The sequence below is a fragment of the uncultured Pontibacter sp. genome, from assembly GCF_947499215.1.
Classification (GTDB): domain Bacteria; phylum Bacteroidota; class Bacteroidia; order Cytophagales; family Hymenobacteraceae; genus Pontibacter.
In genome coordinates this window covers 888999-913498 of record NZ_CANMNI010000002.1, presented here as the reverse complement: position 1 = coordinate 913498, position 24500 = coordinate 888999, and the positions used below count along the sequence as shown (strand labels likewise).

The window sequence follows — 24500 nt, the reverse complement described above, 5'->3', positions numbered from 1 at the left end:
ACTGCAAAACATTCAGAAAAAAAATCTTAAAATTTTTTTTCAAGCCGTGGTGCCTATTGTTCGCCTGTAATTACTGCAGTACCTTTAGCTTTTGTAAGATGCTTAAAATCTGAACTTTCTCTTGGGACGAAATCGTGTTGTGAAAAAAGTGCTATTTTATATCGCCATTGCTGCAGTGGCGATTACTGGCATTTCCGCGGGCTTGGTGTATGCGTATCAAGATAAAATCATTGGTCTTTTTGTGGCCGAGGCCAATAAGCACATCAAAACTAAGGTAGAAGTCGCCAAAATATCGCTCTCGCTCTTCGAGAAGTTCCCGCAAGTGGCCGTGGCCCTCAATCAGGTCAATGTAATAGAAGGTATACCGGATAGCGACGTGTCACTGGCGAAGGCCGAGCGGCTATACTTTACCTTCAGCGTGTTCGACATTATCCGGGGCAGGTATAGCGTGAAGCAACTGTACATGGAGGAGGGCGAGCTACATGTACGGGTGCTGAAAGATGGAAAGCCCAACTACCACATCCTTGTGACCGATACCACCGCCGCTTCCGAGGATTTCGCTTTCAACCTCGAGAAGATAAACCTGAGTAACGTGGCGGTACGCTACACCGACCTGCAGCTCAACCACGACATTCAGGCTGACGCAAAGCAACTCGTGGCGGCCATGACCATCACCTCTGATAAAATAGACCTAGAGGCCACCGGTGACGCTACCATAAGCGCGATCCGGATTGGGGAGGGGGAGTATTTCAAAGACAAGCATGTAGACCTGAGTACCGCTTTAGTGATCGATCGTAATGCGCATACCATCGCGCTGCAGCCGTCGGTTGTGAAAGTGGAGGGCGCTGCCTACGAAGTGGGAGGGAACATTGCGTATGGCGGCCCTACGGAGCTTGACCTGCGACTGCAGGGAAAGGATACCAACATACAGTCGCTGCTTTCTCTGCTGCCACAGCATATAACCAAAGAGTATAGCCAATACCGCAGCGAAGGCGATATTTTCTTTAAAGGTACGGTGAAGGGTAAAGTGTCAGCCAGAGACAATCCGCAGGTGGCTTTCGAGTTTGGTTGCCGCAATGCTTCTTTCTATCATCCGGATATCAAACAGAAAGTAGAAAGTCTTAACCTAGAAGGCTACTTTACAAACGGTGCCAAACAGAATGCCAGCACTTCGGTACTGGAGCTCAAAAAGCTCGAAGGTGTGCTGAACAAGCGGCCCTTCTCCGGGAGCCTGACCTACCGCAACTTCGACAACCCTTATTTGGCCTTTAGCGCGAAAGGGATGCTGGATGTTGGCTATGTAGTAGGTTTGCTCAAGCTAGACGAAGTTCGCAGTGGGAGCGGCTTGGCTGACGTGCACATCGTCTTTGCCGGAAACCTGAAGGAGTTTAAAGCAAAGCCGGGGAACAGTACCCTCAATACAAGCGGAGACGTGACGCTGCATAATGTGGCGCTTAACCTAAAAGAGCTGCCGATGCCGCTCAAAGGGCTGCATGGCAATTTTATTTTCAAGAAGAACGATGTGGCTGTGTCTGACTTCAAGGGGCAGTTGGGCAACTCTGATTTCGTGCTCAACGGGATGTTCCGGAATGTGATGGCGTGGCTCCTGCTCGACAAACAGCGCCTCTTGGTAGAGGCCGATTTCAACAGCCAGTACCTCGATTTCGACCAATTGCTGAGCGAAGAACTGAATACCCCGGAAGAAGCCAGAAATGCCAGCGGAGCATCTGCCTACAAGTTTAACGTATCGCCGGATATCGCCTTCGATCTGAGTGCTTCTATTCGGAAGGCTAAATTCAGGCGCTTTAAAGGGGAGCACATCAAGGGAGAGGTGAAGCTGCGCAATCAAGTGATTTCGACGCCTAACATATCATTTAACGCTATCGGAGGCAACTTTGCCGTGCGAGGCAACCTTGATGCACGCACCCGTGACCACATTAAAGTAAACACTGCTACCAAGCTCAGCAACATGAGCGTGGACAGCCTGTTCTATGTGTTCGAGAATTTCGGGCAAGACTTTATCGTAGACAGGCACCTGCGCGGCAAACTCACGGCCAACATTGTATCGGAAGTATACTTCGACAGTCAACTGAACACCAAAACGGACCTGATGCAGGCAGAGATTGCCGCTACCGTGCGTGATGGACAGTTGATCAATTTTGAACCCATGCAGAAGATGTCGGCCTTCGTGAAACGCTCGGAGCTGGCTAATATGAAGTTTGCAGAGCTGAGCAACAACTTCTGGATACAGCAACGCACGATCTTTATACCTGAAATGGACATTCGCTCCAACCTCTCGGCTATGCCAACTATGTCGATAGCGGGCACGCATACCTTCGATCAGGATATGGACTACCGCATAAAGTTGCCATTGCTTAAGAGTAGCCGTCCTGACAGGGACGCGGTTTACGGTGTGGTGGCAGAAGACCCCGATGCCGGCAACAGCATGCTGTTTCTGACGCTAAAGGGCAAGGAGAGCGACTTTAAGATAGCCTACGACAACGAGCGTGTTCGGGAGAAGATCAAAACAGACCTCAAACAGGAAGGACAGGTGCTAAAGGATTTGCTGCGCGGCAAGAAGCCTGTAAAGCAGGAGAAGAAAGTAGAGCTGCAGGAAGGCGAGTACTTTGACTTCGATTAGGCCCGGAATAGTCGTTGCCTTGAACCCCTTCTTTTGCGATTTTCCTTCTTACTTATCGCTAACAATTTTGCTAGATACGGGGTGGTTGACAGGAGTATTGTAAAAATTATATTTTACTTACATCCTTTGTTAACCGGTGTTTACCGGTGAAAGTGTCTGCTTTGTTAAAAAAATGCTGTTTGTTGTATAACCCAACCATACATTGACCGTTAAAGAGATCAAAATTACAATAATGATTTGTGTTGATTTTTGGGAATAGAAATGAGATGAACTGTGAGCCCCCTTGTTAAGATACAATCTTGAGAGGTAAGCCAGCACAGTATGAAAATATAAGGGTGAAAAAAAAGTCGGAGCTTCTCCGACTTTTTTATTTATACCTACTGGAAATCAGTGGATGGGAAATGCGCTGTTTCGGGTGGTTTTGGAGTCGCCTTCTTGCTTTCGTTAAACAGATGCAGCGTTTGGGTCGGGAAGGCAAAGTCAGCGCCGTGCTTCTCGACCACTTCCACAACCTTATAGGCCACCTCTTCCTTTATATCGATGAAATCATTCCAGTCCAAGGCCTCTACAAAGTACAGTACCATCACGTCTTTTGAGCTTGCCCCAAGGTTCTGGAAGCGGATACGGCCATCCTGATTCGTCTGCGGGTGGTTATCGATATACTCCTGCAGCTCCGTCGTGATGGCTTTGATCTGGGCGGAGGTGGTATCGTAAGTAAGATTCACGTCGAACTGCACACGGCGGAAGGTGCGAAGGCTTAAGTTATTGAGCGGTTTGTCGATCATGCTCTTGTTGGGCACGGTCACAAACGTTTTCTCCAGTGTGCGGATTCGTGTACTCCTGAAGCCGATCTTTTCAATAACGCCTGTTATGCCGTCTACCTCTACCAAATCACCCACAACAAAGGGGTGGTCTAAGAAGATAGTGAAGGAGGCAAGCAGGTTCTCTAAGCTCTCCTTGGCGGCAAAGGCAATAGCCAAACCACCGACACCGAGGCCAGCGACCATGCCAGCCACATTGACGCTGAACACCGATCCGAGCACCACCAGAAAAGCGAAGATGTAAATCATCACCTTCAGGAAGTCGATGAAGAAAGGCACCAACTGGTCGTCAAGTTTAGAGGCTGTGCGGGATGCCCTGCGCTGAAATATAAGCCCTACAAAATCAACAAAACGTGTGATTACCCACGTAATGGCAGCGATGATGAAGATCTGGTAAATACGGAACAGCAGCAACTGCAACATCGGGCCGCCAAATCCGACAGGATAATCCAGTACATTAACCGCAAAAAACAGAAACACCAGAAAGACCACCATTTCAAGTGGCTGAATCAGGAAGCGTTTTAAGCTAACTTGGCCTTCTTCGTCTGCAAAGCGTTTTACCAGCTTAAAAATAATGCTGGTGATGAGCTTGGAAAGAAGTGTTTTGAAAATAAAGCCGAACAGCAAGATGCCGGCCGCCCATAGGTAAGCCGATACCCTGTTGCCCAGAAACTCCTGAGAAAGAAAGTCTCTTAGTTCTTCCATAATACTTGTTATAGCAGCTGGCTTAGGGCTATCTCGAAAGAGGTTTTGGCTATTTCGGTCTTTGCCTGATTCTTGGTATGCGTCTTCTCCAGCGCCTGCCCGATGATACTGGAAATGTCATGGAAAATGGCCTCGTCCGTGATTTCCACCTCATCTTCCATGAGGTAGGCGAATACACGGGCCATGCCGCAGTTGGCGATAAAGTCAGGAATAACAGAGATGTTCTGGTCGGCGAACTCGCCTGTAGGTCCGAAGAAAATCTCCGGATCTTGAAACGGCACGTTGGCGCCACTGGAAATTACCTCCAAACCACTGGCGATCATTTGCCCAAGTTGGCCGCGGGTAACCAATCGGGACGCGGCTGCAGGTATAAATATCTCAGCAGGAAGCGACCAGATGCGGTTGTTTATCTCCTCAAATGGAATCAAATTCTCGGCATATAGCGTGTTGCCTTGGCGACCTAAGAACAAATTGCGAATCTCTTCAAAGCTAAAGCCTTCTTCTTTTACCAAACCACCCACGCGATCGATGATGCCAACAATCTTGACGCCTTTAGAGGCCAGATAGAAAGCCGCCGCAGCCCCTACGTTGCCCCAGCCCTGTATAATGGCACGCTTTCCTTCAAACGAACCGCCCCAGATAGTATAGTAGTGGCATACCGCTTCGGCCACGCCATAGCCGGTTATCATGTCAGCCACGGTATATTTGCGCGCCGCTTCGGGGGTATACGCCGGGTCTTCTATCACCTTAATCACACCTTGGCGCAGCTGCCCGATCTTGTTTATCTTCTGGGGCTCTGTGGCGTTAAAGTGTCCGTTTACAACGCCTTCCTGCGGGTGCCACAGTCCATAGTCCTCTGTTATCGGAATTACTTCATGTATTTCGTCTACGTTCAGGTCACCGCCTGTGCCATAGTAGTTTTTAAGTAATGGAATGACCGCTTTATACCAACGCTCCAGCACACCCCGCTTACGAGGGTCGCTTGGGTCAAAGTTGATGCCGGACTTGGCACCGCCGATGGCCGGACCTGAAACGGTGAATTTCACTTCCATGGTTTTGGCCAGTGATTCTACCTCACGTTTGTCCAAGCCTTTGCGCATGCGGGTTCCACCACCTGCCGCACCACCACGCAGGGAGTTAATCACTACCCAGCCTTCGGCCTCAGTTTCAGCGTCTTTCCACTCAAATACTATCTCAGGGCGTTTATTCTCAAATTTTTCGAGAAGCTCTTTCATGCGTTTGTTAGTCGTTAAGGGTTTACAGACCGCAAAGGTACAAAAATACCTCAGAGCTTACAGAAAGGTATAGATGCCCAAATGGATTAGGACTACCCACACAATATGTTTTGCACTATATTCGTAGTATTATCTGAAAGACGGTTCTGACAAAGAATCTTAAAAGAGGGGAGTATATTAAATGTGTGGTTTCGTGGATGTGCACAATCTGTACATGCACATATAGTAATCTATTAACATTAAGTATTTTATATATCCAATTTTAATTTTTCTACGTACACCTATTCAATTCAGATTACAGGATGTGTCTGACAAGGAGTGTGTTGTGTTATGAGTGCCTTCAGAAGAAAATTTTAAAAATCATTTGAAGGTATATCAGCCAAATGTCGCTATTGCCGTATATATCTTAATATGAATTGTATTGTTTAAATGTATGTAGAAACTGTTAGGTATATTTTTTAATTATGAAAAGTTTGTTGTCTCGAATTGAATCTAAAAAAATAGATAAGGCGGCAGCCATGCTGAAAGTACTGGCACACCCGAAAAGACTGGCAATAGTGGACTTGCTTGGCAAGGAAGATAAAATGACTGTTACGGAGATATATAAGTACCTTGACCTTCCGCAGGCTATTGCCTCTCAGCACCTTATCACGCTGAAGGATAAAGGTGTGCTCTCCTCTTTTAAGGTTGGTACTAAAATCTATTACTCTCTTGCTATCCCGAAATTAATCGATGTGATTGATTGTCTGGAAGAATGTTGCATTGATATTTAAGCCTTAGACTATCGGTACCGCTGGTACCGGGAATTGCACTTACCCTAAAGCCAAAGGTCTCCGCTCCCTTCAATTTATGAAGCTGGCGGGGACCTTTGGCTTTTTTATTAACTAAATTAAATTAGCTGTTCACGGAGTATTGGAAACAGGTTCTATACCCTACAATGGGATAGGTGAGACCAAGAAAGGAGAGGGTTAGGCTTAGAGTAGGACTTTGCCTTCAGCCTTCTGCTGTTTTTTGGTTTTTTCTTTGCGCGTGCTAGACTTAGGAGCTGACTTTTCTTTCTTCATGGCCTTTCCCACTTCTCGTTTCAGCAATTCGTGCCCTTCTACAGTGGTAGCGGCAGAAAGCTCCACGGCTTCGGTGCGGCGGGCTATACGCTCCGATGTGGATACTACATGCGGTCTAGAAGCAGCCATCCACTTGGCGTTTGCGTCAACATTAACCTCGCTAGACTTATTAGCAACTGTTTTGAACTCAGCCTGCTGAATAGGGTGTACTCCATCGTTTGCCAGATCGCGCTCTGTCAGCATAAAAGAGTGACTAGTGCAGGAGCTGAGAAGCAGAACAACAGAAACAAAAGTGAGTAGCGTAGAGATGTTTTTCATTTCAATGTAATAAGGATGTTTTTCTGTCTTGTTGTTCTCGTAGCTCGGATCGGTTCTTGTTTTTCCGGCAAGCACTATGTGCGAGTGGCTATTTAAATCAAATAAGTTATTTGAATATTTATATGTGCAAAGATATAATTAAATAGTTATATGTTGCAAGTTTAAGCATAAAAAAAGCTGACTTTTTAGGTCAGCTTTCAATATTGTATAAGATTATACCTTTAATGGGAATCAGTAGGTTGCTTTTCCAGATCAAACAAGTCGTTCAAAAGGTCAATGAGTGTTTCAGCCTCACCGCGCTTACAGGCGGCTTTCAGCTGCAGTACAGGCAGCTTGATAACTTTCTGCATCATTGACTTGGTAACACTATCCAGTAGTTTGGCTTCTTTCGGGCCAAGCTTTTTCATGTAGCGGGCCATCTCCTCTTGGCGGATGGTCTCAAGGGTATTTTTCAACTTGTTGATGGTAGGAGACACCATCATCTCCTTCGACCAGTCATTAAACTGCTCTACTGACTCCTCTATAATGGCTTTTACCTTTGGTACTGAGTTGATGCGCTGTTGCAGTGCGGCGGACGCCTTGTTCTGGATCGTGTCGATGTTATACACCAGCACGCCCGGCACGGCTTCCACTTCGGCTTCCACGCTTCGCGGTACAGACAGGTCAATGAAGAACTTAAACGTGAGCACGTTTAGGCGCTGGATCATTTCTTTGGTGAAGAATGGTGTCTCACGCGCAACAGAAGAGATGATCACATCAGCTTCTTTCAAGCCCTGCACGATATCCTCAAACGGGAGCACTTCCAAGCCGCACTCATCAGCCAAATGCTTGGCTTTGGTAAGCGTGCGGTTTGTGATTTTCACATGCTCATAGCCTTTATCTTTCAAGTGTCTGCATACATCCGCGCCAATCTCTCCTAGGCCAACCACCAGTATTTTCGGTTCGGCTACCACGTCGGCGGTCAGCTCCTCTATCAGCTCGATAGCGGCATAGGAGGTAGAGGCGGCTCCGTCGCGGAAGGCAGTCTCTTGCACCACACGCTTGTTCGTGAAGAAGATGGTGTGCATCAGGCGGTGCAGGAACGGACCGGCGGTGTCGTTGTCTGCGGCCCATTGGTAGGACTGCTTTACCTGATTTGTAATCTGCATATCGCCCACCACCTGCGACTCAAGACCCATGCTCACCTCAAATAAATGCTGCACAGCATCGTTGTGCTCGTTAAGGATGGTAAAATAGTCAAGGTATTGGGAGATGTTGTCGATGCCTTTGGTAATGCCAAGAAGCTTCACAATTTCAGTGGAGTAATCGACATCGGCATTATAATACACTTCGGTGCGGTTGCAGGTGGAGAGCACCAATATGTCAGAAGCCTGAATAAAGCTTTTCAGCGTCTGAAGAAACTGCCTGCACGAGTTCTCGTCTAAGGCAATCAGTTCCCTGATATCCAGCGGCGCTTTCTTATATGACAGGCTGATTGCTTTAAAGTTCTGAAGCATAATTTACGTTCGGAATACTAAAGTGCAAAATTACTGTAATGATTATTAAAATGAAACTTCCTTGCCCTTATTAATTAATTTATACTAATTTCAGATAATTTTCGCGCTCACCGCATGATTCCCATTTACTCGCAAAAGAACAGAATAAAGTTCCTTGTTGTTATTGTCGCGCTCTTCATTGGGGCGGTCACCATCACGTACACTAACGTATTAGTGAGCAAATTGTCTGAACGTGAGCAGGAATTGGTACAACTTTACGCCAAAGGCCTGCGCTACATGATCAATGCTCCAAGTGATGATAACATTGTTTTTATAGAAGAAGAGATCCTCTCCTCCAATCACACCATTCCGGTTATCCTAACGGATGAGTACGAAAATATCCTCGATTTTAAGAACATCGATCTGCCTGAAAACATTTCAGAAAAGCGGAAAAACGAACTGCTGCAGCGGGAAATAGCCCGCATGAAGGCCCAGCACATACCTATTGTCGTGCCTTGGGCGGAGGGCTCCGAGAACTACGTGTTCTACAAAGACTCCGCTTTGCTTTCGCAGCTGCGCTACTACCCCTATGTGCAGCTTTTGGTTATCGCGTGTTTTGCGCTCATGGCCTATTTCGCGTTTAGCTACTCCCGCAAGGCGGAGCAGAACAGGGTATGGGTGGGCCTCGCCAAAGAGACCGCTCACCAGTTGGGTACGCCACTGTCGTCGCTCATGGCATGGTACGAGTACATGAAATCCAGCCCTAAGTTTGAGAACGAACCCATCACGGCCGAGCTCTGGAAAGACATCCGAAGGCTGGAAATCATTACGGAACGCTTCTCTAACATCGGTTCCGTGCCCTTGCTGCGCGATGAAAATATCCTGCAGGTAACCGAGAATGCCATCAACTACCTGCAGAACCGCATCTCCAGCAAAGTGGACTTTACAGTGGTATCCAATTTCGCACCTGAAATTACGGCTAAGGTGAACGTGCCCCTGTTCGACTGGGTGATCGAGAACATCTGCAAAAACGCGGTGGACGCCATGGAGGGACGCGGAAGCATTAAACTGCAGCTGTCTTTGTTGGGCAAAAGTCAGATAGCACTCGATATAAGCGATACGGGCAAGGGTATACCCAAAAGCAAAATGGACAGTGTGTTCTTGCCGGGCTATACCACCAAGAAACGTGGCTGGGGCTTGGGTCTGGCCTTGGCCAAACGCATCATCGACAACTACCATCGGGGCAGGCTGTATGTCAAATCCTCTGAAATCGGGAAAGGCAGTACCTTTAGGATCGTGCTTAACAGGTAGGCTAGGAGTTCTGAGTCATAAATGCTGAATCTTGAGTGAGCGGCTTGAATTTTCCTTTAGATAGATTGTCATAGTTTAATTGGAAGTCGTGATTCCTGATGCATTGTATCGGATTGCGCATGAATAGAAGATGGTGGAAGTAGTCAGGTATAGCGATAGGTATAAGCCGGAATGGGACGCGTTCGTACGCGCTTCCAAGAATGGCACGTTTATGCTGCAGCGTGACTATATGGATTATCATGCCGATCGGTTTGAAGACCACTCTCTGTTGTTTTACTACAGAGGCAAATTGGTGGCGTTGCTGCCGGCAAATGCCCTTGGTGGCGTCTTGCATTCCCACGCTGGTTTGAGCTATGGCGGTATCGTGAGCGATGCAGGTATGAAAGCCCCGCTTATGCTCTTGATTTTCGAGGCGATGACTGCCTATTCTAAAGAGCACAGCTTTCAATCACTCTACTACAAAGCCATTCCGCATATCTATCACCAACTGCCTGCCGAGGAAGACTTGTATGCGTTGTTCCGCAGTGGAGCCACACTGTGCCAGCGTGCCCTAAACTCCGTAGTGGCCTTGGAAAACAGGCTGCCTTATACCCAGCTGCGCAAAAGAAAAATAAAACAGGCTGCCAATTATGCCTTAGAGGTACGTGAGAGTCAGTACTACGAGGCATACATGCAGCTAGTCAGCCAGTTGCTAGGTGATAAGTACCAGCTCAAGCCCGTCCATACGGCACAGGAGCTTAAGCGGTTAGGAGAAAGCTTCCCTGAGAACATCAGACTGTATACTGTATTTGAAGAGCAGGAAATGGTTGCTGGCATGGTACTGTTTGAGTCGGCCACTGTCGTGCACAGCCAATACATAGGCTCAAATGCCCGAGGTCGCGAGCTGGCCGCTCTGGACTATTTAACAGACTACCTACTGACACAGGTATACCCTCAAAAAAAATACTTCAGCTTCGGCATTTCCACCGAGCAGCAGGGGCAATACCTGAATGAAGGTCTTGTGAGCAATAAAGAAAGCTACGGCGCCCGAAGCGTAGCGCATGATTTTTATCGGCTGGATTTTTAGAGAGGCTATTTTACAGAGAAGGCTGCCCGTGTTGAGCAGCCTTCTCTGTGTTAGATTTAGTAGAAGCTCTTAAGAGCTAACTTCAGCAAGTTCGGGTTCTCGCGTCACTTTCTGCCCGAATATTTTAATAACCCCCCAAAGAAGCGCGGCTCCTATCAGGTACACCAGAAACCAATGCACGCCCCAGCTAGAAAGACTGGTGCATACCAGATTCGCCACCAGCGCCACCGTGACGGCATAAGGCAATTGGGTTTTCACATGGTCGATGTGGTTGCAGCCTGAGGCCAAAGAACTGAGGATGGTGGTGTCTGAAATAGGAGAGCAGTGGTCGCCAAACACGGCACCGGCCAGCACCACCGATATCACATTGTACATAATCGGCATGGTCTCTTCCACACTCATGCCATGCTGCTGGCTCACATACCAAGCGGCTGGCAGCATCAAAGGGTACAAGATCGCCATCGTGCCCCAGCTCGATCCGGTGGAGAAAGCGATAATAGCGGCTAAGAAGAACGTGATCTCTGGAAGCCAGCGGGGCGATACGTTGCCCGAGAAAAGCGATGTGAGGTACTCGGCTGTGTAAAGCTCTTTTGTAACCTGCGCCAGCGACCACGCCAGTACCAAGATCAGCATCGCTGGCAGCATCGTCTTAAAGCCTGTCACCAGCGACTCCATCGTCTCATAAAGGCTCATAATGCGCTGGCTTACTGTTAGGGCAATAGCCACAACCACCCCCGACAGAGAGGCCCAGATTAAGGCAGTATAAGAGTTGGAATCTCCGATGGTTATGGAGAGTTTGCGAAAGAAGCCAATGCTGGCGTCTGCCCAAGTGTCAGCGTTATACCCGGTATAGAGCAGGCCGATCACGGTACCGAAAATCACGACGAGCACAGGTATAAGTGCATTGAAAGCACGGCTACGTTCTGGGTCTATTGCTTCGAACTCAGCCATTTCCTGTTGCTGTTTTGCTTCGCTGCGGCTGTCGGGACGTTGCTTGCTGACGGCGCCGGTTGTACGGGCGCGATTTTCGGCTTTGTACATGAGTCCATAGTCGCGGTCCATCAGAATCAGCATAAGCATGAACACCAGCGTCAAGACCGGGTAGTAGGCGTACTCGAGCGAATGAAAGAAAAGGGAATAAGCGCCCTCCTCTATACCTAATGATGTAGCGGCATCTTTGATGTAGCCCAACTCAGCGCCCACCCAAGTTGTCACGAAGGCGATGGCAGCCACGGGAGCGGCTGTGCTGTCCACAATGTAAGCCAGCTTTTCGCGGGAAATGCGGTGCCTGTCAGTCACTGGGCGCATGGTATTGCCCACGATCAGGGTGTTGGCGTAGTCGTCGAAAAAGATGGCTATACCGAGTATCCACGTCACCAACTGCGTGCTTTTGGCCGAACGGGCATAGCGGGAAAGCTGGTTAACTACACCGGCCATGCCCCCATTTTTGGAGATGATGGCTACCATGCCGCCTATCAGCATCGAGAACAGGATAACGGCTATGTGATCCGTGTCAGTCATGGCACTGACCAGATAAGTGTCGGCTACTGCTAGCAATCCTGTGAAAAAGGCCTTGACTGACATACCATAAATCACAAAACCGCCTACCCAGATGCCGGCGAATAAAGCCAGCAGCACCTCTCTGAAGATCAAGGCCAGAATGATGGCAATAAGCGGCGGTAGTATAGAAAGCCACATCGGGAATTCGTTCACGCCATGCTCAGCTTCAGCATCGAGGCGGTAGAGCCGCGCAATGGTGTGGGTACCGACGTTGGCGCTAACCTGCACCAGATTGGCTTTCTCGCTCAATGAAAAGCGAGCTTCTCCTTCTGTGAAGCTAACATCTTGCAGGTTCCCGTTAATCCGCACCGGCAATGGCCCGCTATACTTGACTAAGTTGCCTGATTCGTTGGTGGCCCGCAGCGTGAAGGCTGTGTCGTTGACAGCCTGCAGCTTAAATTCTTCTATAGCTAGTTCAGTGCTGTCTTCTTGCGCTACCGCCTGAAAGGACAGAAAGAACAGCATCATAAGACTCAGAAGGGTCTGGAATAACCTCATGGAGTTGTGGGATCGGAGTTTATAAACCCTTAAGTAAGCAAATAATTGAGAGATTAGAAAATAATGAATTGTGCAGACAGTGATATAAAAGGAAACCGCTCCTGCAAATTGCATGCAGAAGCGGTTGGTATGCGTTGGAAGTCTGTCTTATGGTGTGACCTGTGCCTGCTTACTTTGCCCGGTTCACGATAAACACCCCCGCCAAAATGATCACCATACCTATATAATGCCACAGGTGGATCACCTCGCCATCCAGCACGCCCCACATGAGCGCGACAATAGGTATAAGGTAGGTGGAGGAACTCGCGAAGAGCGTGGTGCTCATGTGAATGAGTTTATTAAAGAGTACCAGTCCTACAGCCGTGCTGAAAACAGCCAGAAGGGCGATGTACATAAAGGCCTCCCAAGCACCCGGCGTGCTCTGGAGTTTCGGTACCACATCCGTTGTAAACATATAGGCAATAGCCAGCGGCCCCACTGTAAGAAGCGCCATGCTCGACATTACCAGCGGTTTCATGCCCTGCAGGCGATGTTTGATGATGTTCACGCTGCCGCCGTAGCAAATCGTGGCGATCACGATGTAGATGCCATAGAAGGTATTATCCATGTTGGTGTCGCCACCCGAGAAAATGAGAATCGCCGTGCCCACAATACCGATGATAATGCCAAGCATGCGCATCCACGTAATGGCCTGCTGGAAGAAAATGGCGCCCACCAGCAGTGTGAAGAGTGCGGTGAGGGAGTTGAGCACGCCGGCCAGTCCGCTGGCCAGTTGCGTCTCGGCGTAGGCGAACAGGAAAGCCGGGAACAGGTTGCCCAGCAGGCCGCTGCCCAGTAGGTATTTCCAGCGGTATGGCTCTACCTGCCGGAGGTGCTTGATGGCAAAAGGAGAAAGCGTCAGGAAAGCGATAGCAATCCGGATAGCGCCCAGTTCATTGGAGCTGAACACGACTAGGCCTTTCTTAATGAGGATAAAGGACGTGCCCCAAATCAAGGCCAGTATGATGAGCAGGAACCAAGCCAGTGGCGGCGTGCCTGTTTTTTCCTGAGCGGGAGCGAGAGATGTTTTGATAAGTAGAAAGTTAAGAAGTTGAGGAGCTAAATTGCTGGAAGAGTAAAGCAGGCTATTTCTTTAGCTTATGTCGTCCGTTGATGGGGAGTGATTTGCTTAAACCATTTTCATCATATAAAAGGGCAATTTTTACTTGGTTGTCGCCTATGAATTCAATGTATCCATCGGTGAGTACTACATTGCCATTATTTTTGCCCACCTGTATGTCAGTATAATTGTACTTCGTTTTGTCCGTGCTTTTTAAATGGATAGTATACCTGTTTACCGACCGATAAAATAATCCCGCATGTCCAATGATAACTCGCTGGTTTGTTCTATGATAAGCTGTAAGGTAATTGCTGGATGAAGAATAACTTATCTCGTTTGCTGGTGTACAGCTAATAAGAGTGCTTACTATCAGCAGACCCAGTAAACCAACCACCTTTTTCATGTTCAGATTATCAGAAAATAATCTACAAAGATAAAAGGAGTTAATGTCTCAACACACATGCTGGACACTAACTCCTTGAATTAAATTTTATAGCAAGAGTTCTAACTCTTAAACTTCCTCATATGCCATCGTCTGGGTAATCTCGTCCAGCGTGTCGTAAATTTCCTGAATGTCTTCGGACTGCACCAGTTTCATGCGCAGGGGCTTGAAGTGCGGCAGGCCGCGGAAGTAGTTGGTGTAGTGGCGGCGCATCTCGAAGATGCCCAACTTGTCGCCTTTCCACTCCAGTGAGTGCGTGAAGTGCTGACGGCAAACCTCGACACGCTCTTCCAGCGTCGGTGGTGCCAGCACTTCGCCGGTGGCCATGTAGTGTTTGATCTCGTTGAAGATCCACGGGTGACCGATAGAGGCGCGGCCGATCATAATGCCGTCTACGCCATACCTGTTCTTATACTCTAGCGCCTTTTGCGGAGAGTCGATGTCACCGTTGCCGAAGATCGGGATGTGCATGCGCGGGTTGTTCTTGACTTCCGCAATCAGGCTCCAGTCGGCTTCGCCTTTGTACATCTGCACGCGGGTGCGGCCGTGTATGCTCAGCGCCTTGATACCGATATCCTGCAGTCTTTCAGCAGTCTCAACAATGTATTTTGTGTTCTCGTCCCACCCCAGTCGTGTTTTCACGGTAACAGGCAAGTGCGTGGCTTTCACAATCTCCTCGGTCATCTTCACCATCTTAGGGATATCGCGCAGCAGTGCGGCACCAGCACCCTTGCAGGCCACGTTCTTTACCGGGCAGCCGTAGTTAATGTCGATCAGGTCAGGGCCGGCCTGCGACGACACAATGGCGGCTTCGCGCATCGAGTCGATGTCGGAGCCGAAAATCTGAATGCCGATGGGGCGCTCGTAGTCAAAAATGTCGAGTTTTTGCACACTTTTGGCGGCGTCACGTATCAGACCCTCAGAAGAGATGAACTCGGTATACATCAGGTCTGCACCGTTGGCCTTGCACACTTTTCGGAAAGGCGGGTCGCTTACGTCTTCCATCGGCGCCAGCAGCAGCGGAAACTCGCCTAGTTCTATGTTCGCTATCTTTACCAAAGCAAAAGTTAAAATTTCACGTAAATTTACGTCAATTAAACCTAATCTTCTCTATGAAAGGTTTCATCTCCGAAGGCAGGCACCCGTTTTTTGTGCTGCTGCTACTGCTAGGGTTCATGCTCATCGGCTATTTCGTGGCCAGTATGTTGTTTATAGCCATAAGCCCGCTTTTTGGAATAGAGGTGCTGGACATCACCAACCTTCTTGCTGATCCTGCTGCCAATCCGGAGGGAGCCGACGCCTTGCTGATATTTCAGGGACTGGTGCAGTTTACTTCTTTTGTAGTGGCGCCCCTGCTGATGCTGCGCTTCATGAAGGTGAATATTGATCACTACCTTAACTGGAAAAAACTTCCTTTACCTACATTACTCCTGTTGGCGGGTTTGCTTATCGTATTTATAATGCCGGCCAACTCCCTTGTTATCAACTGGAACGCCAAGCTAGACCTGCCCGATTTTATGTCGGGTTTCGAGGAGTGGGCTAGGGCCAAGGAGGACGAACTGGCGGAACTGACCAAGATCATCGCCAACTTCGGCTCGCTGCCACGTCTTTTTGCAGGCCTGCTGGTGATTGCTGTTATACCAGCTATCGGCGAGGAGCTGGTGTTCAGGGGCATTCTGCAGCGGCAGGTGCACCGCTGGTCGGGCAATGCGCACGTGGCGGTTTGGGTGGCGGCTATCATTTTCTCCACCATACACGTGCAGTTCTTCGGTTTTGTGCCGCGCATGCTGCTAGGTGCTTTGTTCGGGTACCTATACCTGTGGTCGGGCAATATCTGGGTGCCGATCGTGGCGCACTTCTTCAATAACGGTTTCACGGTGTTTTTGCTATACCTGCAGCAGACGGGCGCCATCGACTATAATATAGAATCGACGGAGGCCATGCCGATCCTAACCATTTTGATATCGGCTGTATTGAGTGCTGCTGTAATCTATTACCTTTACAAGCAGTTTATGCTCACGCCCACACGCCCCGAAAGTATTGCCGAGGCTGCGGAGGAGCGCCAAAACCAGTAATCCAAGACTAACCACCCGGCTATACCTGCCGACATGCATACCGATGAGCACAAAGATATCTGCCCTTAGTAATTTACAGCAACGCCTAATCGTAGGAGTATTGGGGGCAGCCCTTTTCATTGGTGGCATCATCTTCAGTGAGTGGACCTTCCTGCTGCTTTTTCTGGGGCTCACCCTGCTCGGCACGCTGGAGTTTTACAAACTGACGGGTGCGGCCGGTATAAAGCCGAATAAAACGCTTGGGGTCTTACTGGCGGCGGGTATTTTTATCTCCATATTTTTGATAGACAAGGAATACATGCCAGCGGAACTGCTATACCTTGCGCTGCCTGTTCTTTTCCTGACCTTCGTGCTCGAGCTGTACCGCAAACAGCCGCAGCCGTTTACCAATATCGCCTTTACCATACTGGGTGTGCTTTACATCGCCGTGCCTTTCTCGCTGCTGCAACTCTTGGGGCACCTGCAGGGGGAGTATCGCTGGCAACCTATCCTTGGGCTTTTGCTGCTAATCTGGGCCGCTGACACGGGTGCCTACATTGCGGGCAAGAACTTTGGCAAACACAAACTGCTAGAGCGCGTATCACCGGGTAAGACTTGGGAGGGTTGGATTGGCGGCACCGTGCTGACCGTATTGGTCGGCTGGGGGTTGGCCGTTGTATTTCATGACTTAGAGCTGTACCAGTGGATAGGTATAGCCGTTATTGTATCGATCTTCGGAGTGCTGGGTGATTTGGCAGAATCGCTGCTGAAACGCAGCCTAGGCGTAAAAGACTCCGGTACGCTGCTACCCGGCCATGGCGGCATTTTAGACCGTTTCGACAGCCTGATCATGGTCATTCCCTTCATTGTTGCGTTCCTTAAAATTTTCTAAATTATTGTTGATTCTGGTGTAGGTGTGTGTAATTAATAATTACATAACTTTACCGCGTAATTGTTAATCACTGATTAATTCACAAACTTAAAATGATGTTATACAAAGAGCCTGCACCGATTAAGGATAGAGAAAATCCTTTCGAATCGATGATGTCGCGTTTTAATATCGCGGCAGAGATACTTGGGCTGGATGAGGAGGTTTACAATGTCCTTAAGACTCCAACGCGTCAGGTGATCGTGAACGTGCCTGTAACGATGGACGACGGCAAAGTGCGTGTGTTTGAAGGTTACCGCGTGATTCACTCTACTATCCTTGGTCCGTCTAAAGGCGGTATCCGTTTCGCTCCAGACGTGTTCTTGGACGAGGTGAAGGCCCTAGCCGCTTGGATGACTTGGAAGTGCGCTGTTGTAGATATACCATACGGTGGTGCCAAGGGAGGCGTCATCTGTGACCCTTACTCTATGTCAGCTGGTGAGATGGAGCGTCTGACCAGAGCCTATACGCAGGCTTTGATTGATACCTTTGGCCCTGACCAAGACATACCTGCTCCTGACATGGGCACTGGTCCGCGCGAGATGGCCTGGCTGATGGACGAATACTCGAAGACAAAAGGCTCTACCGTGCATGCTGTGGTTACAGGCAAGCCATTGGTACTGGGTGGCTCACTGGGCCGCGTAGAGGCAACTGGGCGCGGGGTAATGGTATCGGCTATGGCTGCCATGGAGAAACTGGGTATGGACCCAGCTAAGTCTACGGCAGTAGTGCAGGGCTTCGGTAACGTGGGTGCCTGGGCTGCCAAGCTGATGGCCGAGCGCGGTGTGAAGATACTGGGTGTGAGCGACGTGAGCGGTGCTTACTGGAACGACAAAGGCATCGACATCGAAGAGGCTATCGAGTATAAGAACAACAATAACGGTCGCCTAGAAGGCTACAAAAACGCTGAGAAGATCAGCAACGACGAGCTTCTGATCTCTAAAGTAGACGTGCTTGTGCCAGCTGCCGTGGAGGATGTGATCACGATTAAGAACGTAGACCAGATTCAGGCCCGCCTGATTGTGGAGGGTGCCAACGGACCTACGTCTTACAAAGCTGACAACATCATCAACGAAAAAGGCATTATGGTAGTACCGGATATCCTAGCAAACTCTGGTGGTGTGACCGTATCTTACTTCGAGTGGGTGCAGAATCGTATGGGCTTTAAGTGGACGTTGGAGCGTGTGAACACCCGTGCCGAGCGCATCATGAACGAGTCGTTTGAACGTGTATACGCTGCCTCGCAGAAGTACAACGTGCCAATGCGTATAGCTGCCTACATCGTGGCGATTGACAAAGTGGCCATGACGTATAAGTATCGCGGCGGTTTCTAAGCGAAGATTTTTATTAAAATAAACGAAAGTTTATATATTTTTGAAGCAGATAATAGCCCATCTACGAAACTGGATGGGCTATTATAAGTTATATATGACCTGTAGCATTTAGTTTTCACGGATGAAAATTCACAAGGAAGGAAGAAGGATTTTATTTTTCACACTATTGATTTTGTTGGTACTCAATCTGTTACTCTACACTTTCAATGCAGATAACAATACCTTCAATAAGATTTTCTCCGGTGTTTCAGCCGTTCTATTCCTGCTCATTCTGCAGTTTTTCCGCAGCCCTTACCGCAACCTGTTATTGCACGAAGATCTGATCGTAGCGCCTGCCGACGGCAAAGTGGTGGTGATCGAAGAGGTAGAGGAAACGGAATACTTCAAAGACAAGCGCAAGCAGATCTCCATATTTATGTCGCCGATCAACGTGCACATAACGCGTAACCCGGTGTCAGGCATCGTGAGCTACTTCAAATACCATCCGGGCAATTACTTTGTGGCATGGCACCCGAAGTCGAGCACGCAAAACGAGCGTACGACCGTGGTGGTGGAGTCCACTGCCGGTCCTGAGGTGCTGTTCCGCCAGATTGCCGGCGCGATGGCGCGCCGTATTGTGTGGTACGTGAACGAGGGCGACGAAGTAAGCCAAGGGGAGGAGTTCGGTTTCATCAAGTTCGGCTCGCGCGTGGATATCTTTCTGCCCTTGGACACCGAAGTGAAAGTAGAGCTCGGCCAGAAGACAAAAGGCGGCCAGACCGTCATCGCTCAGCTTAAAACAGCGCCACCTACTTTGTTTGGGTAAGCATAGCGTCAGATAAGAACTACTAGACGCTTAGTAATAAAAACGCAAGGGCCGCTGCAGGTATAAACTGCAGCGGCCCTTGCGTTTTATCGATATGCTAAAAACTAGTACCAGCTTTCCACCAGCTTCATAAGTTGCTCGAGGTATTTCTGGTCTACCTCGTCAAAATCGTTCAGTTTATCGCTGTCCACATCGAGCACGAGCTTCACTTCTCCGTTTTTAATTACTGGGATCACAATCTCTGACTTAGAGTCGCCGCTGCAGGCGATGTGTCCCGGGAAAGCCTCTACGTCCGGCACCAGAATGGTTTCGCGGCGGGTATAGCAGGCACCGCAAACGCCCTTGTGGTAAGGTATGCGGGTGCAGGCGATCGGCCCCTGAAACGGTCCGAGTACCAGCTGCCCTTCTTTGTTAAAGTACACGCCCACCCAAAAGAAACCCATGCCGTGGTGCAGTGCCGCCATCATATTTGACAGGTTCGCGATCAGATCCGTTTCGCCTGTCACCAGCGCTTCAATCTGCGGTACAAGTGCTTTGTATTTTTCTTCTTTACTAAGATTCTGGTCTACTATAAGTGATTCAGCCATGTTGCAAGGTATTTGTTGAGAAATGAGCGGAAGATTGAGGAGGTTGCCATAGAGCATCTGTGTGACTCAGAGAGGGTGTCGCCAAATAGTCCGCGCACATCAAAGTTAAGAAATATGTAATGTTGACAGGTTGTTTCGGTAATGAAAAAGCTGGTCGGAGCCAACTGTCTGCACTTCCAGCAACTGGCCCTGCGCCATGATCGGGGCTCCGGTGCCATCCCCCAATACACGCGTTTTACTTTTAAAACAAAGCGCTTCGTCCCAGAGGTTTTCCTTTAACAGGCTATTGAGCAGGTAAGTGCCTCCCTCCACCAGTAGTGAAAGCACATTGCGTTCATGCAGGTCTTGCATCACCTGTGCTAAAAACGGCTCTTCCTCGCGCAGCTGCACAAATTGCAGGTTCTCGTGCATCTGTTCTTGCTGCAGGTAGGTATAGACCACCGTCGGCTGGCTTTTGTCGAACAGGTGCAGATGGGTAGGCAGTTGTAGCTTACGGTCTATGACAACACGCAGCGGATTGTGCCCGGGCCACAAGCGAGTGTCGAGGCGCGGGTTATCGCAGGCGGCCGTGTGGCTGCCCACCATGATCGCCTGCTCCTCCGAGCGCCACTTGTGCACCAGTCTCCGAGACAAAGGCCCACTGATCTGTACCTGCCTATTGTTCGGGCCGCTGATAAAACCGTCCGCCGACTCCGCCCACTTCAGTAGGATGTAAGGCCGTTTTTGGGTATGGAAAGTGAAAAAGCGCTTGTTCAGTTCCAATCCTTCCTCCTCCAGCACACCGACTTTTACCTGCGCACCGGCATCGAACAGTTTTTTGATGCCTCGACCGGCTACGCGGGGGTTGGGGTCGGTATTGCAGATCACCACATCACGAACGCCACTGCTAATGAGCAAGTCCGCACAAGGTGGTGTCTTGCCGAAATGTGAGCAGGGCTCCAGCGTGACGTATACCCGGCTTTTGGGAAGCAAATGCTTATCTTCTATGCTGGCAATGGCATTGACCTCCGCATGCGGACCACCGTACGCCCTGTGCCAGCCTTCGCCTATAATGCGTCCATCGTATACCACCACACAGCCCACCATGGGGTTGGGGTGGGTATAGCCACTGCCCAATCTGGCCAGTTCTAGGGCGCGGCGCATGTAGAGCTCGTCGTTCAAGTTCAGGAGTTAGAAAGTTAGGTATAGCCAGTCAAAAAAACGCTGCCTTAGCAAGCCTTATCCGGTCAATTGTGACTTATACGCAATAAAATTTTACTTTTGCAAAGGTACCTAAATTCACAAAACAATTATACCCGTGGCGACCATCCAGCAGACTGCCCAATACATACGCGAGAACATACAGGCGGCCTATCCCGAACCGGAGGCAGGCGCTATTGCGCAACTCGTGCTGGAACATGTGCTGCAAAAGTCGCGGGTGCAACTTAGGTTGGATCAGAAAGAGGAGGTGGAGCCAGCGAAGGAGGAAAAGATAAAGGAAGTGGTAGCGCGACTAAAGCAACAGGAGCCGGTGCAGTACGTGCTAGGCGTGGCTCACTTCTATGGGCTGGATCTGCAGGTAGACGAGCGGGTGCTGATTCCCCGCCCGGAAACAGAGGAGTTGGTGGATCTCGTGGTGCGGGAGCATAGAGGACTGAAAGGATTGCAAGTGCTGGACATCTGCACCGGGAGTGGCTGTATACCGCTTGCTTTGGCGGCAAACCTGCAGGCCGACAAGGTATACGGACTCGAATTGTCGGAAGGAGCGCTCAAGGTGGCGCGTACCAATGCCCGTCAATTGAGACTTCCCGTGGCGTGGCTGCAGCAGGATGTCTTCGATCCGATACTAGGTATAGCACCACATTCGTTAGACATTATCACGAGCAATCCGCCTTACGTGATGGAGCAGGAGAAGGCCCTCATGCGTCCCAACGTACTGGATTATGAGCCGCATCTGGCGTTGTTCGTGCCTGATGAGGACCCGTTGAAGTACTATAAACGCATTGCGGAGGCAGGAGCGGAGTTGTTGAAAAATGGCGGCCGGCTATACTTCGAAATTAATGAGCAGTATGGGGAGGAGGTGCGTCAACAGCTGTTACAGGCTGGTTTCTCGCATGCGGAAGTCGTGCAGGACCTTTTCAATAAGAACCGAATCGTGAAAGGGATATCGTGAAACTGCTGTTGCAGAACGGCAACAGGTTTTTGATACGCTCAGTATTTACATTTATATATTATATTTTTGTTGTACTAATGAATTGTGCGGCGCTGAGCTGCCGTAAATGATAAGGTTGTTTGTTTTCTGAAACCGGAAGCACACCCTATACAGAACGCATAAAAGAAAGCTGATTAAAAGCTTGAGAACAAATCACATGAAGAAAATATTAGTAACCGGCGGGGCTGGCTATATTGGCTCCCATACCGTGGTAGAGCTGGTAGAGGCAGGGTATGAGCCCATCATCATCGACAATTTCTCTAATACTGAGGAGCGCTCCCTACAAGGTATAGCGGACATTCTGGGTAGAGAAGTAACCTGCCATCGCATCGACTGCACCGATGCGGCAGCGTTGCGCGGGGTATTCGAAGAGGAGCCGGGAATAGCCGGTGTTATCCACTTTGCGGCTTACAAAGCAGTGGGAGAGTCGGTGGCCGAGCCGCTCAAGTACTATCACAACAACATTGGCTCACTGGTAGCACTGCTGCAAGTGATGGAGGAGTTTAAGGTAAACAAACTGGTGTTTTCCTCTTCCTGCACCGTGTATGGCATACCGGAACAACTGCCGGTAACGGAACAGACACCTGTTCAAAAAGCTAACTCTCCATACGGCAACACCAAGAAAATCTGCGAAGAGATTCTAACTGACTTGGCGACTAGCGGTAGTGGCATGCATACCATCGCTCTGCGTTATTTCAACCCGATTGGAGCCCATCCGTCCGCTAAGATAGGTGAGTTGCCACTGGGCGTTCCGAACAACCTCGTACCTTTCATCACGCAGACGGCTGCAGGTATACGAAAAGAGCTGACTATTTTCGGTGACGATTACGATACCGCAGACGGCACTTGCATCCGCGACTACGTGCATGTGGTAGACCTTGCCAAAGCACACGTGGTGGCTATTGACAGACTACTTTCTGATAAAGCGGAGAATATAGAGTTCTTCAATGTCGGCACCGGCACAGGCAATACAGTACTGGAGGCGGTGCAGGCTTTTGAGCGTGCCACTGGCGAGAAACTTAACTTTAAGATTGGACCGCGTCGTCCGGGCGACGTGCCGAAAATATACGCCGATGTGACCAAGGCGACAGAAGAGCTGGGCTTTAAAACCACCAGTACGCTGGAGGAAGCCATGCAGAGCGCTTGGGACTGGCAAATGCATTTACATAAAACATCAGAGCGGGTATAGTTATGAATCTACTGATTACCGGCGGGGCCGGCTTCATCGGCTCGCACGTGGTGCGGCTGTTTGTGGAGTCCTACCCGCACTATCACGTCTTCAACCTCGATAAGCTCACCTACGCGGGCAACCTGCAGAACCTTGCGGATGTGGAGGGGCGGGAGAACTACACCTTCCTCAAGGGCGACATCACTGATGCGGCCTATCTGGAGTCGATTTTCTCCGAGCACCGGTTCGGGGCGGTGCTCCATCTGGCGGCTGAGTCGCACGTGGACCGCTCCATCGCCGGGCCCATGGCCTTCGTTCAGACCAACGTCATCGGCACGGTCAACCTGCTGGAGGCCTGCCGCCGCGCTTGGGCGGGGGACTTTGAGGGCAAACTCTTCTACCACGTCTCCACCGACGAGGTGTACGGCTCGCTGGGCGAGGAGGGGCTCTTCACCGAGTCCACGGCCTACGACCCGCGCTCGCCCTACTCGGCCTCCAAGGCCGCCTCGGACCACTTCGTGCGGGCGTGGTTCCACACCTACGGGCTGCCGGTGAAACTGAGCAACTGCTCTAACAACTACGGCCCCAACCACTTCCCCGAGAAGCTCATCCCGCTGGCCATCCACAACATCAAGGAGGGAAGGCCCGTGCCCGTGTACGGGAAGGGGGAGAACGTGCGGGACTGGCTCTACGTCAAGGACCACGCGCGGGCCATCGACGCGATCTTCCACCGGGGCAGAGTGGGGGAGACCTACAACGTGGGGGGCGTGAACGAGTGGCGCAACATCGACCTCATCGAGCTTTTGTGCGACGTGATGGACGAGAGGCTGGGCCGGGAGCAGGGCGCGTCGCGGAAGCTGATCACCTTTGTGAAAGACCGCGCCGGCCACGACGCCCGCTACGCCATCGACTCGAGCAAGCTCATGTCGGAGCTGGGATGGGCGCCCTCCGTCACCTTCGAGCAGGGCCTCAGAAAGACCGTGGACTGGTATCTGGAGAACGAACAGTGGCTGGAAGAGGTCACCTCGGGCCACTACCGCGACTACTACCGCGAGCAGTACGAGCACCGGTAGGGGCGAATTGTTAATTGCTGATTGCTGAGATAAGCCAGCACTCAGCCACAGCATCAGCCCAAGGCACGGTGACAATGACAGTTTTTAAGGAAACACAGATTGTGGCATTGCGGGAAAAGCAATCA

General features: G+C 50.0%; 21 protein-coding genes. 11 read left to right on the top strand and 10 right to left on the bottom strand.

Going from position 1 to position 24500, the window contains the following annotated elements:
• The first annotated feature begins 139 nt into the window (after positions 1–139).
• A complete protein-coding gene (locus tag Q1A04_RS12110) occupies positions 140–2641 on the top strand; it encodes an AsmA-like C-terminal region-containing protein (protein ID WP_299706009.1) in 2502 nt (833 codons plus the stop codon).
• 377 nt (positions 2642–3018) lie between these two features.
• On the opposite strand, the gene Q1A04_RS12105 is transcribed toward Q1A04_RS12110, so the two are convergent.
• Together Q1A04_RS12105 and Q1A04_RS12100 are read right to left on the bottom strand one after the other, a co-directional pair.
• A complete protein-coding gene (locus tag Q1A04_RS12105; protein WP_299706006.1) occupies positions 3019–4167 on the bottom strand; it encodes a mechanosensitive ion channel family protein in 1149 nt (382 codons plus the stop codon).
• 8 nt (positions 4168–4175) lie between these two features.
• The gene (locus tag Q1A04_RS12100) at positions 4176–5402 is read right to left on the bottom strand and encodes a Glu/Leu/Phe/Val dehydrogenase dimerization domain-containing protein (RefSeq protein ID WP_299706003.1); all 1227 of its coding nucleotides are present in this window, start codon (positions 5400–5402) and stop codon (positions 4176–4178) included.
• Positions 5403–5866: 464 nt separating this feature from the next.
• Here Q1A04_RS12100 and Q1A04_RS12095 point away from each other — a divergent pair, with 464 nt between their 5' ends.
• Positions 5867–6175, top strand: coding sequence for a metalloregulator ArsR/SmtB family transcription factor (locus tag Q1A04_RS12095; protein ID WP_076421268.1), 309 nt, complete (start codon positions 5867–5869; stop codon positions 6173–6175).
• A gap of 201 nt (positions 6176–6376) precedes the next feature.
• On the opposite strand, the gene Q1A04_RS12090 is transcribed toward Q1A04_RS12095, so the two are convergent.
• Positions 6377–6859, bottom strand: coding sequence for a hypothetical protein (locus tag Q1A04_RS12090; protein WP_299705991.1), 483 nt, complete (start codon positions 6857–6859; stop codon positions 6377–6379).
• A 146-nt stretch (positions 6860–7005) separates the two neighbouring features.
• The gene (gene hemA, locus Q1A04_RS12085; protein ID WP_299705988.1) at positions 7006–8280 is read right to left on the bottom strand and encodes a glutamyl-tRNA reductase; all 1275 of its coding nucleotides are present in this window, start codon (positions 8278–8280) and stop codon (positions 7006–7008) included.
• Positions 8281–8394: 114 nt separating this feature from the next.
• Here hemA and Q1A04_RS12080 point away from each other — a divergent pair, with 114 nt between their 5' ends.
• Complete coding sequence (locus Q1A04_RS12080; RefSeq protein WP_299705985.1) at positions 8395–9570, top strand: ATP-binding protein; 1176 nt, start codon at positions 8395–8397, stop codon at positions 9568–9570.
• Positions 9571–9700: 130 nt separating this feature from the next.
• Positions 9701–10636 carry a GNAT family N-acetyltransferase gene (locus Q1A04_RS12075; RefSeq protein WP_299705982.1) on the top strand — a complete coding sequence of 312 codons (936 nt, stop codon included), beginning with the start codon at positions 9701–9703 and terminating at the stop codon, positions 10634–10636.
• Between the two features lie 69 nt (positions 10637–10705).
• Here the strand turns inward: Q1A04_RS12075 and Q1A04_RS12070 are convergent, their stop codons facing one another.
• The 4 genes from Q1A04_RS12070 to dusB form a co-directional block, all read right to left on the bottom strand.
• Positions 10706–12694 carry a Na+/H+ antiporter NhaC family protein gene (locus Q1A04_RS12070; protein WP_299705979.1) on the bottom strand — a complete coding sequence of 663 codons (1989 nt, stop codon included), beginning with the start codon at positions 12692–12694 and terminating at the stop codon, positions 10706–10708.
• Positions 12695–12863: 169 nt separating this feature from the next.
• Entirely contained in the window at positions 12864–13706 is an 843-nt protein-coding gene (locus tag Q1A04_RS12065; RefSeq protein WP_299707004.1) for a DMT family transporter, read from the bottom strand.
• A 112-nt stretch (positions 13707–13818) separates the two neighbouring features.
• Entirely contained in the window at positions 13819–14196 is a 378-nt protein-coding gene (locus tag Q1A04_RS12060) for a hypothetical protein (RefSeq protein WP_299705976.1), read from the bottom strand.
• Positions 14197–14304: 108 nt separating this feature from the next.
• Positions 14305–15294 (bottom strand): tRNA dihydrouridine synthase DusB, encoded by a 990-nt coding sequence (gene dusB, locus Q1A04_RS12055; RefSeq protein WP_007659498.1) that lies wholly within the window; start codon positions 15292–15294, stop codon positions 14305–14307.
• A gap of 53 nt (positions 15295–15347) precedes the next feature.
• Here dusB and Q1A04_RS12050 point away from each other — a divergent pair, with 53 nt between their 5' ends.
• From Q1A04_RS12050 to Q1A04_RS12035, 4 genes are all read left to right on the top strand, one after another.
• Positions 15348–16310, top strand: a complete 963-nt coding sequence (locus tag Q1A04_RS12050; RefSeq protein ID WP_299705973.1) for a CPBP family intramembrane glutamic endopeptidase — start codon at positions 15348–15350, stop codon at positions 16308–16310.
• 43 nt (positions 16311–16353) lie between these two features.
• Entirely contained in the window at positions 16354–17181 is an 828-nt protein-coding gene (locus Q1A04_RS12045; RefSeq protein ID WP_299705970.1) for a phosphatidate cytidylyltransferase, read from the top strand.
• A gap of 95 nt (positions 17182–17276) precedes the next feature.
• The gene (locus tag Q1A04_RS12040) at positions 17277–18551 is read left to right on the top strand and encodes a Glu/Leu/Phe/Val dehydrogenase (RefSeq protein ID WP_299707000.1); all 1275 of its coding nucleotides are present in this window, start codon (positions 17277–17279) and stop codon (positions 18549–18551) included.
• Between the two features lie 121 nt (positions 18552–18672).
• On the top strand, positions 18673–19356 hold the full coding sequence (locus Q1A04_RS12035; protein ID WP_299705967.1) for a phosphatidylserine decarboxylase family protein: 684 nt from the start codon (positions 18673–18675) through the stop codon (positions 19354–19356).
• Between the two features lie 104 nt (positions 19357–19460).
• On the opposite strand, the gene Q1A04_RS12030 is transcribed toward Q1A04_RS12035, so the two are convergent.
• Together Q1A04_RS12030 and ribD are read right to left on the bottom strand one after the other, a co-directional pair.
• The gene (locus tag Q1A04_RS12030) at positions 19461–19943 is read right to left on the bottom strand and encodes a GAF domain-containing protein (protein ID WP_299705964.1); all 483 of its coding nucleotides are present in this window, start codon (positions 19941–19943) and stop codon (positions 19461–19463) included.
• A 105-nt stretch (positions 19944–20048) separates the two neighbouring features.
• Entirely contained in the window at positions 20049–21104 is a 1056-nt protein-coding gene (gene ribD, locus Q1A04_RS12025) for a bifunctional diaminohydroxyphosphoribosylaminopyrimidine deaminase/5-amino-6-(5-phosphoribosylamino)uracil reductase RibD (RefSeq protein WP_299705961.1), read from the bottom strand.
• A 136-nt stretch (positions 21105–21240) separates the two neighbouring features.
• Between ribD and prmC the strand changes: the two genes are divergently transcribed.
• The 3 genes from prmC to rfbB all read left to right on the top strand — a co-directional run bounded on the left by prmC (position 21241) and on the right by rfbB (position 24375).
• Positions 21241–22095: a peptide chain release factor N(5)-glutamine methyltransferase gene (gene prmC / locus Q1A04_RS12020; RefSeq protein ID WP_299705958.1), complete on the top strand. Its 855-nt coding sequence runs from the start codon at positions 21241–21243 to the stop codon at positions 22093–22095.
• A 196-nt stretch (positions 22096–22291) separates the two neighbouring features.
• Entirely contained in the window at positions 22292–23323 is a 1032-nt protein-coding gene (gene galE / locus Q1A04_RS12015; RefSeq protein ID WP_299705955.1) for a UDP-glucose 4-epimerase GalE, read from the top strand.
• Between the two features lie 2 nt (positions 23324–23325).
• On the top strand, positions 23326–24375 hold the full coding sequence (rfbB, locus tag Q1A04_RS12010; protein ID WP_299705953.1) for a dTDP-glucose 4,6-dehydratase: 1050 nt from the start codon (positions 23326–23328) through the stop codon (positions 24373–24375).
• Positions 24376–24500 lie beyond the last annotated feature (125 nt).